The following is a 17,427-nucleotide window of genomic DNA, read 5'->3' on the forward strand; positions in this document are numbered from 1 at the left end:
AAAAATCCCGTGAATTTTGCGGCTCGTGTGATACGTCCGATAAACTTTCGGGTTTGTTTCGACCTCGTCGTTAAACCAAATACGGTATTGAGTATCTGTTTTCCAGACGGTTCTGGCTTAAAAACCGCTTATAATTCGATATTTATCTAATCAGTTTATAGCCAGAACTGTTAAACTAGTAATCACGTATCAATTACTCAATCCAATGAATGTCTGATCAATCGTCTCGCTACGCACGCGTGCTGGCCTGGCTCGACCAGTATGTTATCCGCCGTCTGTACAATGAGCGCGTTCGCCGAATTATTCTGCAAAGTCTACCCTTCTGGGTAGCTTCCTTGCTAACGGGCCTGGTAGCCGTTGGCTACGAGGAACTGTTTATCTGGGCTGAAAAGACCAGCTTCGCCTGGCTAAGCGCCCAGCCTTATCTGGTCTTTTTGATCACACCAGCGGCCTTTCTGGGTTCCTGGTTTCTCGTAAAATGGTTTGCCCCGGCCGCCAGGGGTAGTGGCATTCCCCAGGTCATGGCCGGTATTGAGCTGTCCAGCCCAACAACGCATCACCACACAGCCTACCTGCTGAGCCTTCGGGTAGCTCTCGTTAAAGTACTAAGCAGTTTCATTCTTTTGTTAGGTGGGGGCGTTATTGGTCGGGAAGGACCAACCATCCAGATTTCGGCGGCCATTTTTCGGGCCATCAATCGCCTGCAACCCAAAGGGTGGCCCCAGTTGTCCCGCCAGATCGCCTTAATTACGGGCGGAGCTGCCGGACTAGCCGCAGCCTTCAATACGCCCCTTGGCGGAATCGTATTCGTCGTCGAGGAGTTGACGCAGACCCACATTACCCGATTCCGAACGGCGGTCTTTTCGGCCGTGATCATTGCCGGTATGACAGCGCAGGCTATTCTGGGCCCGTATCTGTATCTTGGTTTCCCCAAAGTTACGGCTTCATCGGGCTGGTTTCTGGGCATTGTTATTCTGATGGCTATCGTCTGCGGGCTGGCTGGCGCCCTGTTTGCAAAAACACTACTCTGGATCAATGATTACCGCCGTCGCTTTAAAACCCTATCAGCCCAGGCAGGCTGGGTAGCAGCGTGCGGGCTGTTACTGGCTGGGCTGGCGTTCTGGATTGGCCCTACGGCCATCGGCACCGGTAAACCCATTATCAATCAACTCCTTTTTACCGATAACGACCCACCCTGGTACCTGTTTCCGGTCCGTTTTGCGGGGATGGCACTTAGTTACAGCAGTGGCGGGGCCGGTGGCGTTTTTGCTACGTCGTTGAGCGCGGGAGCCGTCTTGGGAAATGGGCTTTCCCGGCTGATCGACATTGACCCGGCAGACCATAATCTGATTATTCTCGTCAGTATGGTCAGTTTCCTGACGGGTGTTGTGCGGTCCCCTTTTACAGCCGCTATTCTAGTGCTTGAAATGACGGACCGCCATTCGGCCATTTTTCAATTATTACTGGGTGGACTGATGGCCCAGGGGGCGGCTTCGCTGGTTGACCCTCATTCTTTTTACGAGCACCTCAAAAGCAGCTTCGTTCGAGAAACACTGACCCAGTCTGCTCCGCCCCAAAGCTCCCACCATTCTGTTGAGCAGGAAGCGTAAAAAAGGCCAGCCGTTTTCAACGGCTGGCCCTGCATTAATTTAATTTTTAATTACGCCTGCTGCGCTACGCTGCGTTCTTCGGTTGTTTCCGTTTCCGCGTACGCTTCTGTTGGAACACAGGCGCAGACCAGATTCCGATCGCCGTAGGCCGAATCAACCCGACTCACACTTGGCCAGAATTTTCGGGCCCGGACGTAAGGTAATGGATAAACGGCTTTCTCCCGGCTGTACGGCCGGCTCCAGTCATCAACTAGCACGACGTCAGCTGTGTGTGGCGCATGCTTCAGTACGTTGCTCATGCGGTCGGCGGTGCCGTTTTCGATCTCACGGATTTCGTTGCGAATGGCGATCATCGCGTCGCAGAAACGATCCAGTTCAGCTTTCGATTCCGACTCGGTTGGCTCAACCATCAGCGTACCTGCCACTGGGAACGATACCGTTGGTGCGTGGAAGCCGTAATCCATCAGCCGCTTGGCGATGTCCTCCACCTCAACACCAGCCGCTGCTTTGAACGGACGGCAATCCAAGATCATTTCGTGGGCGCAACGGCCGTTTGTGCCGGTGTACAACGTATCGTAGTGGCCGCTCAGCCGCGCCTTAATGTAGTTAGCGTTCAGGATAGCCCGTTTTGTTGCGTTGGTCAGCCCTTCCCCACCCATCATAGCAATATAGGCGTAGGAAATTGTCAGGATGCTGGCCGATCCGTAAGGCGCTGCCGAAACAGCACCGGTCGTACCCTGGCAAACGTGGCCCGGCAGGAAGGGGACCAGCTGCGACGCAACGCCGATTGGTCCCATACCTGGCCCACCGCCACCGTGAGGAATACAGAACGTCTTGTGCAGGTTCAGGTGACAAACATCGGCACCGATCGTAGCGGGCGACGTCAGGCCAACCTGTGCATTCATGTTCGCGCCGTCCATGTATACCTGCCCGCCGTGCTCATGAATCGTCGCGCAGATTTCCTTGATGCTCTCTTCGAATACACCGTGGGTAGATGGATAGGTCACCATCAGGCACGACAGCTCGTTGCTATACTGAGCCGCTTTAGCTTTCAGGTCAGCCACGTCGATATTTCCCCGATCATCGCACTTCACGATCACGACTTTCATACCCGCCATCACCGCACTGGCCGGGTTAGTACCGTGCGCCGACTGCGGAATGAGCGATACGTTCCGATGGCTATCTCCCCGGCTTTCGTGATACGCGCGAATAACCATCAGCCCGGCGTATTCACCCTGTGCGCCCGAGTTGGGCTGCAGCGACATGGCCGCAAAACCAGTGATTTCGCAGAGCCAATCGTTCAGGTCCTTAAACAGTTGCTGATAGCCAGCCGTCTGTTCTTTCGGCGCGAATGGGTGCAGTCTTCCGAACTCTGGCCACGTTACCGGAATCATCTCGGCCGTAGCATTCAGCTTCATGGTACAGCTACCCAACGAAATCATGGAATGAACCAGCGACAAGTCTTTTTCTTCCAGCGATTTCAGGTACCGCAGCATTTCGTGCTCGGTATGATGCGTATTGAACACCGGGTGCGTCATGTATTCCGACTGACGAACGAGTCGCTCCGGCCAAGTGATTTCCAGGCTTTCAGCAATCGCGTTTACGTCGGCTTTTACGCCGAACACGGCCAGCAGTTCGCTGACATCGTGTAGGGTTTTCACTTCATCGAAAGAAACGCCAATATGAGTATCATTCGAGAAGTAGCGCAGGTTTGTCTGTGCCGCCCGCGCCGATTTCAGCAACGATTCGATATCGTTGATTTCGATCGCGACCGTATCAAAATAATTTTCCGTTACGACGGTGTAGCCATGACGACGTAGCGCCGTCACGAAAACTTTAGTCAAGCCATGTACCCGCTCGCCAATAGCCTTTAACCGTTGAGGACCATGATACACTGCGTAGCTACCTGCCATAACGGCCAGCAGTACCTGCGCCGTACAGATGTTCGACGTAGCTTTCTCGCGACGAATGTGCTGCTCACGAGTCTGCAGCGCCATCCGCAGGGCTGGTTTACCCTGAGCATCCTGCGATACACCGATGATCCGACCTGGAATCTGCCGTTTGAAAGCGTCGCGCGTAGCGAAGTATCCGGCGTGGGGGCCACCAAAACCCATGGGAACACCGAACCGCTGCGCTGAACCGACGACTACGTCGGCACCCATTTCGCCGGGGGAAGTAAGCATCGTGAGCGCCAGCAAATCAGCCGCTACTGCTACCGTTATGTTCAGTTCGTGCGCCGTCGCGATGAAATCAGTATAATCGAACAGTTCACCATCAGACGCCGGGTACTGCACGATCACGCCGAAAATCGACTCATTCGTCAGGTCAACCATCCGGTGATCGCCAACCAGGATATTTATTCCTACCGGCGTAGCGCGGGTACGTAGTAAGTCGATCGTCTGGGGATGGCAGCGCTCTGACACAAAGAACGTATCTGCTCCTTTTTTCGACGCTGGCCGGGTAGCATGAAGCATATTCATCGCTTCGGCAGCGGCTGTGCCTTCGTCCAGCAGAGAAGCATTCGCCAGGTCCATTCCCGTCAAATCTGAAATAACTGTCTGAAAATTCAGCAGTGCTTCAAGGCGGCCTTGGGCGATTTCTGCCTGATAAGGCGTATAAGCCGTGTACCAGGCCGGGTTTTCGAGAATATTCCGCAGAATGACGTTGGGCGTAATGGTATCGTAATAGCCCGTGCCGATATAGGAAGTAAAGACTTTATTCTGACTCGCCAGCTTCTTAAAATCTCCCAGAAACTGCGTTTCTGATTTCGGAGCCGGTAAGTCCAGTGGTTTTTCCAGTCGGATAGCGGCTGGTACGGTCTGATCAATTAATTCATCGATGGCAGAAACACCAATGGTCTGCAGCATTTCGGTCTGAGCCGCATCAGTCTGACCGTGGTGACGGTCTTCAAACAAGTCTGTTTGGTGAAGATTCAGTTTCATACTGGGGAAACCCACGTTTCGTTCGCTTGGAAACTCAAATTTACGGTGAAACATGCGGAATTTGATAGTTGGTTCGCTTAAACCTTGCAGTAGTTCATCCTCCCCCGATAAAGTCCTAAAAAAAACACCCGGTTGTCTATTCTTTCGCCAAACCTTGCATGATATTTGCCAGACGGCTAATACAATTGTACCGTCAACTCTACTGATTGGGTGCCTCTGACAAGGTCATTCTTGTTGACAACCTGGAATACAGTCAGGCGATGCAGAACGGTCTTAACTTGTTAAAAAGGATTTTACCATATTGCCTTCCGGAGGGCTCACCTATTGTCTATACTAGAATGCGTACAGCCGTTTTTTACCGATCCGATAACTGTCTAGCTATCTAATCTCCAGCGCACCTGCTTTTTATGAAGTTTACAAAATACCTGGATGATGCCCTGTTTTTGCTGGCGAATCCCCGGTTGATCCGCTGGGTGCCTCATGGTCTACAGATTCAGCCCAATCGTGCTTACCGAGCCCCGTGGATACACGATCTACATATCAATACGATCCTTGATATTGGTGCCAACGTAGGACAGGCAGCTATCAATTTCTGCACGTTATTCCCAGCAGCAGTTGTCCATTCTTTTGAGCCAATACCGGATTGTTTTGCGCAGTTGAAAAAAGTGGCAACGGCTTTTCCTGCGCTTTCGGTTCACAACTTCGCGCTAGGAAACGAGACCGGACAGATCGATTTTCACCAGAATGCCTACAGTCCTGCTTCGTCTATCTTACCGATGTCGGACGAACATATCAAGAGTTATCCCAAGACGATAGAATCGTCTACGATCAGTGTGCCTATTCGCCGGCTAGATGATATTGCCGCTGAATTAAACTTATCAAAACAGACTCGTATGCTGGTCAAAATTGATGTGCAGGGGTACGAAAAAAATGTAATCGCCGGAGGTAATAACGTAATTAGGTCAGCTAGCATTGTCGTAGTTGAGACGTCAATAAAAAGCCTCTACGAAGGCGATTCATCCTTCCGGGATCTGTATCAGCTACTATCCGACCTAGGTTTCGATTACCACGGCTCCCTAGAACAGCTTATCGATCCTAAAACCGGAGCTGTCCTGCAGCAGGATGCTGTTTTTGTTAAAAAATAATAGGTTACGGCTGCGACTTTATACCACAGCATGAAGCGACTGTTTACTATCCTGATTCCGAACTACAATGGTGATCAATTCATTGCACGATGTATTGAGAGCGCTCAGAAGCAAACGTACACAAATCTTGAAATTATAGTCATTGACGGTAAGTCGACCGATAATTCGCATCGTATTGTCGACACAATGCGTCTATCTGATCCACGCATTCGTCGCATTAGCACGCCAGTTGATCACGGCCTATCGGATGCCGTCAATATTGGTATCCAGGCGGCTGTTGGAGATTACGCACTTTGGCTGGGTAATGATGACTATTTAGTGGACAACCGAGTTCTGGAGGATGCTGATACTTTCCTGACTCAGTATAGTATTACAACCGGAATCAATCCGGTTATCTGCTACGGTGGCTATAAAATTCACTGGACCGAATCTGGTCAGTTTGAGAACCGTTCCAAGCGTGACTTGGATTATCATTTAATGTGGTTCACGGATTCGATCATGTGCGGCAATGTCTTTTTCAGTCCCCGATTCTGCAAACAGCATGGCATTCGGTTAAAAGACAAGTTACGTTATTGCATGGACTATGACCTGTGGCTACAAATGATCGAAAAGACAACTGATCGCCGTCAGACGGCCTGCCTTACCGACCGCTTTGTGCACGTATTCACTATGCGTAGTGACAATATCACGGGAGGAAACATTTACAAATCAACGCGGGAAGCGCTGGGGGTAGCATTAGCCCATACACGAAACCCGTTAAAATGGGTTGGTATCTACGCCTTCATCGGATTTCAGCTGGGCTTCCAGAAAACACGAGAGCTGTACTTTGGGGCGCAAACTCACTTTAGTAGCCGGTAAGCACTTATTATTAATTTGTTGTGCAATTGATGAAGTAACTGAATCGGTTTCCCGGATTCATGTCTTGTCAATACTGAATAGTCTTCGTCAAATTGATCAATGAACTGACTACCACCCTTTGACTCGCTATGGATTCGAAAAGCGGTAAAAGATTGTTTCATAACAGTCGGTAGTTGTATACTCTTCAGCCGTAACCACCAATCGTAATCCATCGTGTAGCGGAGTGATTCGTCCAGGTATCCCAACTGCTCATGCGTAGATCGTCGCCAGAAGGTTGCAGGCTGGCAGATCGCGTTTGTCATGCCTAAATATAAAGAAGCCGGGAGTTGCCGTAGTAGACGTTTGTAATAGCGGATAGGCTCCTGAATGGTCTTGCCACGCTCATCAACGATCAGACAATCAGCGGTCAGCCATACTTGATGCGGATGTCGTGCAAAAAACTCACCTACCTGCTGAAGCGTGCCAGGTAAAAAGTAATCGTCGGAGTTAAGCCAGCAAATAATATCGCCTGTGGCCAACCGGAGTCCTTTATTCAACGCATCTGTCTGTCCGTTGTCACGTTCAGCAATTAATTGAATTTGGTTGGTATATTCCTGTAGAATAGCCAGCGTACTATCCGTTGATAGCCCGTCTACAACGATGTATTCTACTTTCGGGTAGTGCTGACTTAGTACCGATTCTACTGTCTGCCGAATGAACCGACCCTGGTTATAAGAGGGCGTAATGACACTGATAGTAGGAAGCTCCATAATGCCTTATCATTCAGACAGCAAGGAAGCCTCGTCTGGTTTATGTTCATTCTGCATTTTGAGTTGATTCAACTCCTGTTTCAGATAAGCCAGTTCATGAGTAAGGCTTTTAATGTGACTCTGCAACCGGGAAATGACTACTGACAAGTGCACCAGAAAGATTATGATAGCGAAGATAGCCGCCAGAAAAATAAGCGAAGGCGGATAAAATACGCCTAGTGCCAGTGAAATTTGCTCCAGACCTCGTCGCCAGATCGAGAAAACAACCAGAACGATAGTGCACAGAATCCAGACAATTGAGTATTCTTCCCGAAGCTGACCACGCACAATCAGTCGGAAGACATACAACATGAACAGGCTGGCCCCAGTCAGCGCAATGATCTGTATAACTACGGGTATCGTTTCCATCAGCTAGGTTAGTTGGCGGCTGCGTTTCGTCCGCAGGCGGGCATAAACGAACAATGTCCCAAGAGTAACTTTTAGCATGTAATATACTGCTTTGCTGGTATTTATGGACGAAATCCCGCCTTGGCGCTCGCGCATCTCTACCGCAACCTCCAGCATTCGTAACTGGCTTAGACCAAACTGCACGATGGCTTCCGGTTCGGGGTACTCATCCGGATAATACGTATTGACCACTGTTAAGGCCCGGCGATTGAAAGCCCGAAAACCGGACGTACTGTCTTGAATTGTTTGTCCGATTAATAGTTGGTTTAGCCTCCTGAAGTAGTTGATACCTAATCGGCGCATTGCCGACGACTGAAAACCTGTTCCTTTCAGAAAACGAGATCCAATAACTACATCTGCTTTATTCTCAAAAATGGGTTGTAAGATCTTTGGCAACTCAACTGCCGGATGCTGTCCATCACCATCCATCTGAACAGCGATATCATAGCCATTACGAAACGCAAATTTGTAGCCGGCATGCATGGCCCCACCAATACCAAGATTAACCGGCAGGTCGAGATACAAGCAATCCAGCGTTCGAAGCACAGCCAGCGTACGATCTGACGAGCAGTCATTAACAGCTAACACCGATAAGTTTAAGCCGTACTGTCTTTTTACCGCGTTTATTTCTCCGACTACCGTAGCTATGGCTTCCTCTTCGTTATAACACGGCACAATGACCAAAATTTTGAGCTCATTCATCCGCTCAGTCATTTATCCGATAGATATGCAAAGAACCTAGTGACGAAACCAGTTTCATACAACGAACCTCCACTGGCTGGACTTCATGGTCGAAGACGACATATTTTACATTAAGCTTTTTGAAACGAGGTGAACAGGGATCCATGGCAACAGTGTAACCATCTTCAAACGTATTTGCCATAATAACCGTATCCGGTTTCTGTGGATCAATGTACGTGTTATACACCGTATGGGCATACCGGTTGTAGGCTGAATCGCGCTTCGCAGTTGGATCAAGTACACTGAGAATTTTACGGGGCGGGGTATATTTTACTCCGCTTAGTAAATCAACTCCCGTTGCGGTCACCATGTACGAAACGAACTGGCCACCGAAGACCACCCATTTCGCATTTGGTTCGCGTTGGTGTATTTCCTGAACGGTTCGGTACAATACGTGCTCCGTAATTGGTGAAAGACCTTTGGAAATAGGATTGAGTTTTGCATTAGGCAGCAAAAACAACAGAATTCCTGTCGCAAAGATGATCGTTCTATAGGGCGGCTGCCACACAGGCAGAAGCAATATCCCCAATCCAACAAAAAACGCAGCAGGAACAAAAAGTTGATACGTTTTAAAGAAACCTGCCGAGTCGTTAACGTTCACATGGACCGCGTAGGCAATAAAAGCAATAACACCTGCTATTCCGATGGTGAGCAAGATTGTCTTACGTTCACGGGGTAGCTGAACAGTTGGCAGAAAATTCAGATAAAGTACCGTCAAGAAAACGTTACCGATCCCAAAGGGAATCTGAGCACGTCGCGTCGGGCTCATGCTCCATAATGTTGTATTGGCCAACCAGGACGGAAAACCGATTTCGATCCAAACGTAGCCGAATATCACGAACGCACTGACGAGAACAAGCGTCCAGTCAAATCGTCTCGACAAGGCAAAGACAACCAGCAAAGCTGGAATAATAATGGGCGCGAACGTAATATAATGGGATAGTTCGCAGTGGTTGAGCCAGTTGCTGGGAAACAGGGTGTCTTTGTACTGCCAGCTGAAATACTCCGAAAACCAGTTAGCAACAAACCCAGTACCTCCCAACTCGCTACGTTTACCGGGATAAACGGTATTCGTAATGGCATCAATTGTCGGTTTAAGATCTGTAAAATACTGGTAGAGAACAAACCCAATGCTTAACCCAGCTAGTATCCCCCCGCCAATCTTAACGGGCAATAACATGCGAACCAAAGACCAGTTAAAATTGGTCAGGCAATACCCAGCGGTCAGCAAAACCAGGAGATAGGCTAGCGGAATCTGATAAGGAGGATACAGAACAAACGCATAATAAAGACTCATGTAAGCCAGTCCTATGCTGGCAATTACTATATGACTTCGGTGTTGACCAAACAACAGATAAATTACAGCGACAACGGTCATACTCCCCGAACCAATCATAACCGTCGGAATATCTGTCCAGGATTGAGAACCCGACGACAGGAATAGCCATAGACTGCCAAAAACCGAGAGCCAGAAATTATTACCGGTTAGCAGAAGCAGCAGTAACGTAACGCCTATAATGGAAATGACAGCCCGCATGTTAAAAGCCCACGCATAGCCCTGTTCCACATTCAGAAAGAAAAACCCCCAGTAATCCATTCGAAAAAAGGCACTGAAGTGATTCGTCGGCGTAACCAGTACAGGTGCTTTTTCTCCGCCAATCGTTTCATTCACTTGAGGCATACCCCGGTTCGCCTGCGAAAGAATCCAGGGAGCCATGACTGCGTAATCATCCATCCGGATTCGACGCGATTCCCCGCTGATAACGCCCCGCTTCGGATCGCCCCCGTCAGGCATCATCTGGTTCCATATGGGGATAGAAACTGCATGAATCTTGGCTAGCGATAGCAGCAGAAACAGTCCAGCACAGATCCCTAAAAACCATTTTACCCGTTTATCGAACCGAATTAGCTCAAATGAACGGGCACTGAGCGGCTCTACGGTTTTAAGCGACGTAGTAGAGGAAACTTGCGGGGGGGGAGGGGTTGGGTTCGCTTTCGGCTGACCAGTCGGAGTCGGAAGAGTATCTGTTGCCACGACAGGCCGGCCCTTTTTTTTCTTTGACATAACAACGGAGACAGAAGCAACTAGTTGTGGGGCTTAAATTGCAGGCTATAACCAGCAAGCAAACCTACCAATACCGTGCCATTTCTGCCAGTATCCAGTAGTATGTTTCCAAAAAAAGCTAGTTTCCCTTTATGATAAAATCGTTTGTCCGGAAGGCATTACCCGTTGTACTGGCAATCGGTTTGCTAACTTATGCTCTCAAAGACATCTCGTTTCGGGCTATTAGTGAGCAATTTAAGCAGGCTAATTATGGGCTGATTTCACTGGTTGGACTAGTTACGGTTTGCAGCTATTTTTTACGGGGTAAACGCTGGCAGCAACCCTTGCTGGCACTGGGTTACCGCCCTACCGCCTTCCGGACAACCATTGCCATGCAGACAGGAATTATATCAAGTATGATCGTGCTCGGCTCCGGCGAATTAACACGTTGCGCTACCCTGCAGCGGACTGATGGCATACCACTCTCGCAGGGAATTGGGTCTGTAGTTGCCGAACGTATCGTCGATCTGTTTATGCTGGCGCTGGTGATGCTGCTCACCCTGCTTCTGGAGTTCAGCCGGATGCGTAACTACCTCGCAGGATTAGATCTGGCAGCACCTAATGCCTACTTGGTGTTAGGTGTTATTAGCCTGTTTGGCTTAATAGGCCTGATAGCATGGCGGACGCTACGTAGCCCACTAGTGCGTCAACACCCGTTTGCCATTCGAATTTTCAATCTGTTACTGGGCTTCGGGAAGGGCTTTATGTCCATTCGACAGCTCCCCCAGCCAGGCTTGTTCATGCTGCTTACCTTTCTGAATCAGCTCCTCTCCTGGCTCATTACTTACTTGCTGCTCTTGGCTGTCGAGTCTACGCAACATCTACCGCCATCAGCGGCTCTGACGATCCTGACGGTAAGTTCGCTGGGCGGTCTGGCCGTTCCAACACAGGGTGGTATCGGGACCTATCATTTCCTGGTTAGCCGGGCTCTGGTACTTTACGGTTTTTCGTCGGCCGAAGGTGCCGTCGTGGCTACCTTTCTTCACGCGGTTGGGTTTGGCATCAATCTGTTGCTTAGTAGCCTGAGTTTTTTGTTGCTCCCTTTGCTGATCACGACAAAAGCTACGAAGCACCCCGATAGTCTGGTAGAATGATAACTATTATCTTTGCCTGATTTGGTCAAAATACATACTGATCAAAGCCTGTATACTCGTTACAATATCGCTTTCTTCTAGTACCCTCAGTTGGTTCTAAGATCGCTGGTCTTCACGCAAGCTAACCTTAATTTACACTAAACCATTTTTAATGAAATCTCCTTATGCATTGATTGTCGCAGGTTTACTCGGCCTGCCTTTTTTGAGCGTAGCTCAGCAACAATTTGCCAACACTATCACAGCCGCCGATCTCGAAAAGCACCTGCGTATTCTGGCGGCCGACGATATGGAAGGTCGTGAAACAGGTACCCGTGGTCAGCGGAAAGCCGCCGATTATATCGCCAGTCAGTTTGCCGCGAATGGCCTGAAAGCAATCGTCAAGGGCAACAACAGCAAGACTGGATATATTCAGCCGTACACGCTCTACAAAAAAACCTGGGGTGACTTCTACGTCAGCGCCAACGGCAAGCGTTTTACGTACCTGCAGGATTTTCTGACCAACGGTCTGCTGAGCGTACCGACCGAAACGAAATACGAAACTGTGTTTGCGGGCTATGGCATCACCGACGGTACGTATGACGATTATGCGAACCGTGACGTTACAGGAAAAGCGGTTGTTCTGTTCGATGGCGAGCCAAAAACGGCGGATGGAAAATCGGTTGTAGGCGGTGCCAGTGAGCCGTCAAAATGGGGTGGTCCAAACGGCTGGCGCGCAAAAAGCCAGCTGGCCAAAGAAAAAGGAGCTGCGCAGATCTTTATCATCTCGGCCGATACGCCCGAAGCGTTTAAGCAGATGCTGTCGCAACGGAGCGCTCTGCAGGGTCGTTTCAACCGCCTTGGTCTGAAAGCCGGTGCCGAGAACGTCAGTTCAGTGGGTGTTTTCATGATTTCGGCCGATATGGGAGCCTCCTTGCTGAACACAACGCCAGCGGCAGTTGCTCAGCTGAAAGACCAACTGGCTAAATCGGACAAACCCGTTACGTCGGCGCAGAAAGGAACGGCCAGCGTAAAAGCCGAACGGAAAGACGAGCAGGTTGAATCATCGAACGTGGTGGGTTTCATCGAAGGAACTGACAAGAAGGACGAGGTGATGATTATCTCGTCGCACTACGACCATATTGGTATCAGTGCCGATGGCCAGATTAACAACGGTGCGAACGACGACGGCTCGGGTACAGTATCGGTGCTGGAGATTGCGCAGGCGTTTGCGCGGGCGAAAGCCGAAGGCAAAGGTCCCCGCCGGTCAATCCTGTTCCTGACGGTATCGGGCGAAGAAAAAGGGCTACTGGGTTCGGAATACTACGCCGACATGAGTCCGGTTATTCCACTGGCGAAAACGGTTTGCGACCTCAACATCGACATGGTGGGCCGGGTCGATGACCTGCACCAGGGCAAGTCGGACAATTATATCTACGTAATTGGTTCAGACAAGCTGTCGTCGGAATTGCATAAGATCAGCGAAGACGCCAACCAGAAATACACGAAGATGGAGCTGGATTACAAATACAATGACCCGAAAGATCCACAACGTATTTATTACCGCTCCGATCACTACAACTTTGCCAAGCACAAAGTACCCATCATTTTCTACTTCAATGGCCTGCACGCTGACTATCACCAGCCAACAGACGACGTCGAAAAAATCGACTTCAAGTTGGCCGAGAAGTCAGCCCGACTGGTGTTTTACACCGCCTGGGAAATCGCCAACCGCGACCAGCGTCTGGTAGTCGACAGTAATAAGGAATAAAAAGAAAGCCCCGGTTTACAACAAAATCGGGGCTTTCTTTTTTGACACAAAGTCGGTTGAGTTACACAACTAACTCTTTGTTAAAACCAGAAAAGTTTTGTCATGCTATGCGATGTACGACTTTCAGTAACAAATCCGGATACCGTAGATTTAGTGCTTACCAACCGAAACAACGCAACATTCAACGTTACGTAATCTGATTACTGATGAAAAAATTTTTACGCGAAAACCGTCTGTCACTGGTTCTAATTTTCACTACCATGGTGAGGTGACGCTGGCCGGACATAGGCTGGCATGATTTTAATGATGATCTCAATAATTACGGCCGCCCGGCTATCAACTTATCTTACGAGCGGCCATTGCATTGAGGCCGTTTTTGAAAACTGGGAAAGTGAGTTTTTGCAGATGGGCCTCTAGGTACTGCTGACCGTCAATCTTTTTTAGAAAGCCTCCCCCAAATCTAAACCCGTTTATGCCCCTAACCGTGAAACAGGTAAATAACTCATTTCCACGTTGCAGACCCGCAACAAAACCGGCGATTTTCATTCTAGGTCTTCTGACCTGTAGCTCGAGCGTAGTGGCTCAGCAGACAATCTTCAATGTTCCATCCTCAGACATGACGCCCAAGCACAAGATTCTGGCTCAGCAGCAGGTAGACATCAACGGCGAGGAATGGCGTTCGACGACTACGTTAAATGTTGGTCTGGGTCGCGACTGGGAAGTTGGGGTTAACCTGTACAACCTGGATTATCTCCCCCCGCAGCACAGTTGGCTACGTAATGATACCACTACTCAAATGCCCTACGCGCCCTTGTTATTGGTTAACGCCCAGAAAACGGTTGACTTAACCGAGAACCTGCATCTGGGAATAGGTGGACAAACTGGCCTGAATCTGTATCCTACTGCACACGGTAGTTCATGGGTGGGTTGGGGCTATGTGAATCTAGGAGGTAGTTTTGCTGATGAACATTACAAAACAGTAATCGGTGGGTATGCTGGCAATAATCGTTATTTAGGCGATGGAACAACGATAGGCATGCACGCAGGTTTCGATGCCGGTATCTGGTACGAAAAGCTACATGTACTGGGTGACTGGGCTAGCGGCAAGAATGAAAACGGGCAGCTCATTTTAGGCCTTGAAATATATCTGCATAAGCACTTACCGCTGGCACTGGGCTGGCGTCGCTCGAACCGGGATGGCCAGCAAGCAGTAGTTGTTCAACTCACCTATACCCCCAAGTAGTATTGTTAATTAGTCGCTGGAAACAGTCTGAACAAGATTCTCAGAGGTCCACACAACAAATACGAAATAAGAAGATCAGTGAGATTACTTCAGTAAAGCTCGTTACCCCTAAATCTTAATTCTTCCCGCCCGAAACTTTGCCCGCTTTAGCTGGAACGCCGGGTTGAGAGATCTCGAAGTTTTCTTTTTGTTTCGCGTCGGCAACCAATTTACGAACGTCAGCCAGGAGCTGCTTGGCGTCGTACACCACGCCATCTTTCACGGTATACGTAACGCCACCCACGCGCTCTACTTCGTTTTTATCGTTCAGGTGGATCGCTCCAGTTCCGTACAGCACTTTCAGGTTGGCCAGCGGATTTTGATCGACGATAACAAAGTCGGCCAGCTTGCCCACTTCGACCGAGCCGATCTGATCGGCCATGCCCAACGCTTCGGCTCCTTTCAACGTAGCGGCCCGGATAACTTCGAGTGGATGGAAACCGGCCTCCCGTAACAGTTCCAGTTCGCGGATGTAGGCAAAGCCATACAATTGGTAGATGAAGCCCGAATCAGAACCCGTTGTTACGCGACCACCCCGATTTTTGTAGTCGTTAATGAAGGCCATCCAGAGCTGGTAGTTCTTTTTCCAAGCTACCTCCTGCTCTGTTCCCCACGAGTGCCAGTACGATCCGTGCGAAATTCGGCTGGGACCGTAGAAACGCCATAGGCTGGGTAGCGTATAATCTTCGTGCCACTCGGCGCGCCGGGCCAGCATTAGTTCACGGTTGGCTTCGTAAATGTTAAAGGTTGGATCGAGCGTAAAGTCCAGAGCGATCAACTCGTCCATCACCTTGTTCCAGCGATCCGTACCGGGTTTAGCAGCCTGCTGCCAGAGGTTACCGGCTTCCGTAAAGCGGTCCTGCTCGTTGTTGTAATTATACGTAGCAGGATAGTTCTGAATGGTTTTGTCGTCGAAAAGCGCTTCGGGCAGACCGTACCAGTGCTCCAGCGAGGTTAGTCCCGCTTTGGCCGTTGCCAGCGCGTTCATTCGGGCTACTTCGAGCTGCGCGTGGTGGCAGGCCGACCGTAATCCCAGCTTTTTATTTTCGGCCAGCGCCGTTTTGAAGATTTCAGGTTCAGCACCGAAGAATTTGATCCCATCGGCACCCCGCTTGGCATTCTGTTGTACCCAGGTCCGGGCCTGCTCGGGAGTGCTGATTGGTTCTTTTGCGCCTTGTCCAAAAACGGTATAAGCTTTTATTCTCGGGGCTGTTATTTCATTACGGTCGCTTTTTGCGCGGTGTTCCAGAACCCAGTCGAGCCCATTACCACAGCTCGGATCACGAATGGTAGTTATGCCATGACCAAGCCATAGTTTAAACACGTACTCAGCCGGAGTACCCTGTCCCTGCCCGCCAATGTGCCCATGCATGTCAATAAAGCCTGGCATCAAATACATCCCTTCGCAGTTCAGTTCCTTATCGCCGGGCGATGCTTTCGGGCGAGATTTTGGGTCGATGGGAACACCCGGATAACCAACCTGTTTGATCTGCGTAATGCGGTTCTTTTCGACTACAACATCGACGGGGCCCATTGGCGGGGCACCCGTGCTATTGATCAACGTAACACCCCGAACGATCAATCGGCCGAATGGGCCTTCACCTTCGTGGCGGGCGGGTGCCTTCTCAACCTGGGCCCGGGAAGTATGGCCAAAACCAGCAAACAGGAACAGACTCGCGGCAAGTAAACGTAAGCGCATAAGCAAACGATCGGTTGGTCAAACAGTTGTAAGATAGACAAAACAACCTGAATTTTGCGAACCAGACGCCTTGGGCGTCATCAATACGCCGATTTATGTCGAGAAACCTGCTGCTATTGACGCTGGCCATTGTGGTGGTCGCAGCCTTTTCGCTGCTGAAAACCATGACACCCAAGGTTACCGTGCCAATAGCCCCTCCCCCGGCCCCACCGTCGCCTGCTTTTGCTGCGTACTGGCCGCTGCACAAAACCGAACTAAGTTACTACCGACTCAACCAAGCGCAGGATGGCGCTATTCACAAGGGGCAGGCCACACTGGCGTTTACCTCTGACACCACTTCCCTTGAAAAATCAGGCTCATTTCCTGCCTTTTTGACCAATCTGAGCCGAACCTTTCGTGTAGGACGTAACGACTACTCGCTCCTGACGTCGGTATCGACCCCCATCAATAATCCGTCTTTCCCACGCTCGTTACAGGTTGTTTCCACGGAACAGAGCTGGACGGGACAGCGGGTTATTCAACTGATACGTCAAGACGGCGGCTACCAGATCAGCACCGACTCGACTGGCGCTATCAACAAAGGATATACTGTTGATGACGCGGTGCTGGAAGACGAAATCTGGAGTCAGATTCGGGTCGATCCGGCCAAACTACCCGTTGGGAAAGTAACCCTGTTATCGGGTAGCCTGACCGCGCAGCTGCGTCGACGGAGGCTCATGCCTATGCTGGCGCAAACAAGTCTGACTGACTACGAAGGCGTACTGTACCCCGGCGAATACCTCCAGGCCTACACCATTAGATATCCCACTAATGACCGGACACTGACGATTGTATTCGAGCGTTTGTTCCCCCATCGGATTATGGGTTGGGAGGAAATCTACCAGAGTCGAGACAACCTTCTGACCACGCGGGCCGTTTTACAGAAAACGGTACAGACTGATTTTCAGCAATCCGATCCATCCGTTGACAGTACTTTATACCGTGCTCCATTCAAGTAACACGCTTATCC

At 50.0% G+C, this 17,427-nt stretch carries 14 protein-coding genes; 8 read left to right on the forward strand and 6 right to left on the reverse strand.

Going from position 1 to position 17,427, the window contains the following annotated elements:
- The first annotated feature begins 209 nt into the window (after positions 1–209).
- Positions 210–1,610 (forward strand): chloride channel protein, encoded by a 1,401-nt coding sequence (locus HU175_RS02360; protein WP_176565060.1) that lies wholly within the window; start codon positions 210–212, stop codon positions 1,608–1,610.
- Between the two features lie 50 nt (positions 1,611–1,660).
- Here HU175_RS02360 and gcvP read toward each other — a convergent pair whose 3' ends face one another.
- A complete protein-coding gene (gcvP, locus tag HU175_RS02365) occupies positions 1,661–4,552 on the reverse strand; it encodes an aminomethyl-transferring glycine dehydrogenase (RefSeq protein ID WP_176569099.1) in 2,892 nt (963 codons plus the stop codon).
- 407 nt (positions 4,553–4,959) lie between these two features.
- Here gcvP and HU175_RS02370 point away from each other — a divergent pair, with 407 nt between their 5' ends.
- Both HU175_RS02370 and HU175_RS02375 read left to right on the forward strand, forming a co-directional pair.
- Positions 4,960–5,697 carry an FkbM family methyltransferase gene (locus tag HU175_RS02370; RefSeq protein ID WP_176565061.1) on the forward strand — a complete coding sequence of 246 codons (738 nt, stop codon included), beginning with the start codon at positions 4,960–4,962 and terminating at the stop codon, positions 5,695–5,697.
- 30 nt (positions 5,698–5,727) lie between these two features.
- Positions 5,728–6,555: a glycosyltransferase gene (locus HU175_RS02375; RefSeq protein ID WP_176565062.1), complete on the forward strand. Its 828-nt coding sequence runs from the start codon at positions 5,728–5,730 to the stop codon at positions 6,553–6,555.
- On the opposite strand, the gene HU175_RS02380 is transcribed toward HU175_RS02375, so the two are convergent.
- The 4 genes from HU175_RS02380 to HU175_RS02395 are packed head-to-tail and all read right to left on the reverse strand — an operon-like array spanning position 6,537 to position 10,557.
- Positions 6,537–7,304 carry a glycosyltransferase family 2 protein gene (locus tag HU175_RS02380; protein ID WP_176565063.1) on the reverse strand — a complete coding sequence of 256 codons (768 nt, stop codon included), beginning with the start codon at positions 7,302–7,304 and terminating at the stop codon, positions 6,537–6,539. The genes HU175_RS02375 and HU175_RS02380 overlap by 19 nt on opposite strands.
- A gap of 9 nt (positions 7,305–7,313) precedes the next feature.
- Positions 7,314–7,712, reverse strand: a complete 399-nt coding sequence (locus tag HU175_RS02385) for a DUF2304 domain-containing protein (RefSeq protein WP_176565064.1) — start codon at positions 7,710–7,712, stop codon at positions 7,314–7,316.
- 3 nt (positions 7,713–7,715) lie between these two features.
- The gene (locus HU175_RS02390) at positions 7,716–8,453 is read right to left on the reverse strand and encodes a glycosyltransferase family 2 protein (protein WP_228724293.1); all 738 of its coding nucleotides are present in this window, start codon (positions 8,451–8,453) and stop codon (positions 7,716–7,718) included.
- A 4-nt stretch (positions 8,454–8,457) separates the two neighbouring features.
- Positions 8,458–10,557 (reverse strand): hypothetical protein, encoded by a 2,100-nt coding sequence (locus tag HU175_RS02395; protein WP_228724294.1) that lies wholly within the window; start codon positions 10,555–10,557, stop codon positions 8,458–8,460.
- Positions 10,558–10,688: 131 nt separating this feature from the next.
- On the opposite strand from HU175_RS02395, the gene HU175_RS02400 reads away from it, so the two are divergent.
- From HU175_RS02400 to HU175_RS02410, 4 genes are all read left to right on the forward strand, one after another.
- The gene (locus HU175_RS02400; RefSeq protein WP_176565066.1) at positions 10,689–11,690 is read left to right on the forward strand and encodes a lysylphosphatidylglycerol synthase transmembrane domain-containing protein; all 1,002 of its coding nucleotides are present in this window, start codon (positions 10,689–10,691) and stop codon (positions 11,688–11,690) included.
- A 151-nt stretch (positions 11,691–11,841) separates the two neighbouring features.
- Complete coding sequence (locus HU175_RS02405; RefSeq protein ID WP_176565067.1) at positions 11,842–13,437, forward strand: M28 family peptidase; 1,596 nt, start codon at positions 11,842–11,844, stop codon at positions 13,435–13,437.
- A 306-nt stretch (positions 13,438–13,743) separates the two neighbouring features.
- On the forward strand, positions 13,744–13,854 hold the full coding sequence (locus tag HU175_RS25010; RefSeq protein ID WP_317167807.1) for a DUF6766 family protein: 111 nt from the start codon (positions 13,744–13,746) through the stop codon (positions 13,852–13,854).
- 199 nt (positions 13,855–14,053) lie between these two features.
- Positions 14,054–14,680 carry a hypothetical protein gene (locus HU175_RS02410; protein WP_228724295.1) on the forward strand — a complete coding sequence of 209 codons (627 nt, stop codon included), beginning with the start codon at positions 14,054–14,056 and terminating at the stop codon, positions 14,678–14,680.
- Between the two features lie 115 nt (positions 14,681–14,795).
- On the opposite strand, the gene HU175_RS02415 is transcribed toward HU175_RS02410, so the two are convergent.
- Entirely contained in the window at positions 14,796–16,418 is a 1,623-nt protein-coding gene (locus HU175_RS02415) for an amidohydrolase family protein (RefSeq protein ID WP_228724296.1), read from the reverse strand.
- Positions 16,419–16,513: 95 nt separating this feature from the next.
- On the opposite strand from HU175_RS02415, the gene HU175_RS02420 reads away from it, so the two are divergent.
- Positions 16,514–17,416 (forward strand): hypothetical protein, encoded by a 903-nt coding sequence (locus tag HU175_RS02420; RefSeq protein ID WP_176565068.1) that lies wholly within the window; start codon positions 16,514–16,516, stop codon positions 17,414–17,416.
- Positions 17,417–17,427: the final 11 nt, after the last annotated feature.

Origin of the sequence: Spirosoma sp. KUDC1026, assembly GCF_013375035.1 — a bacterium.
Lineage (GTDB): Bacteria > Bacteroidota > Bacteroidia > Cytophagales > Spirosomataceae > Spirosoma.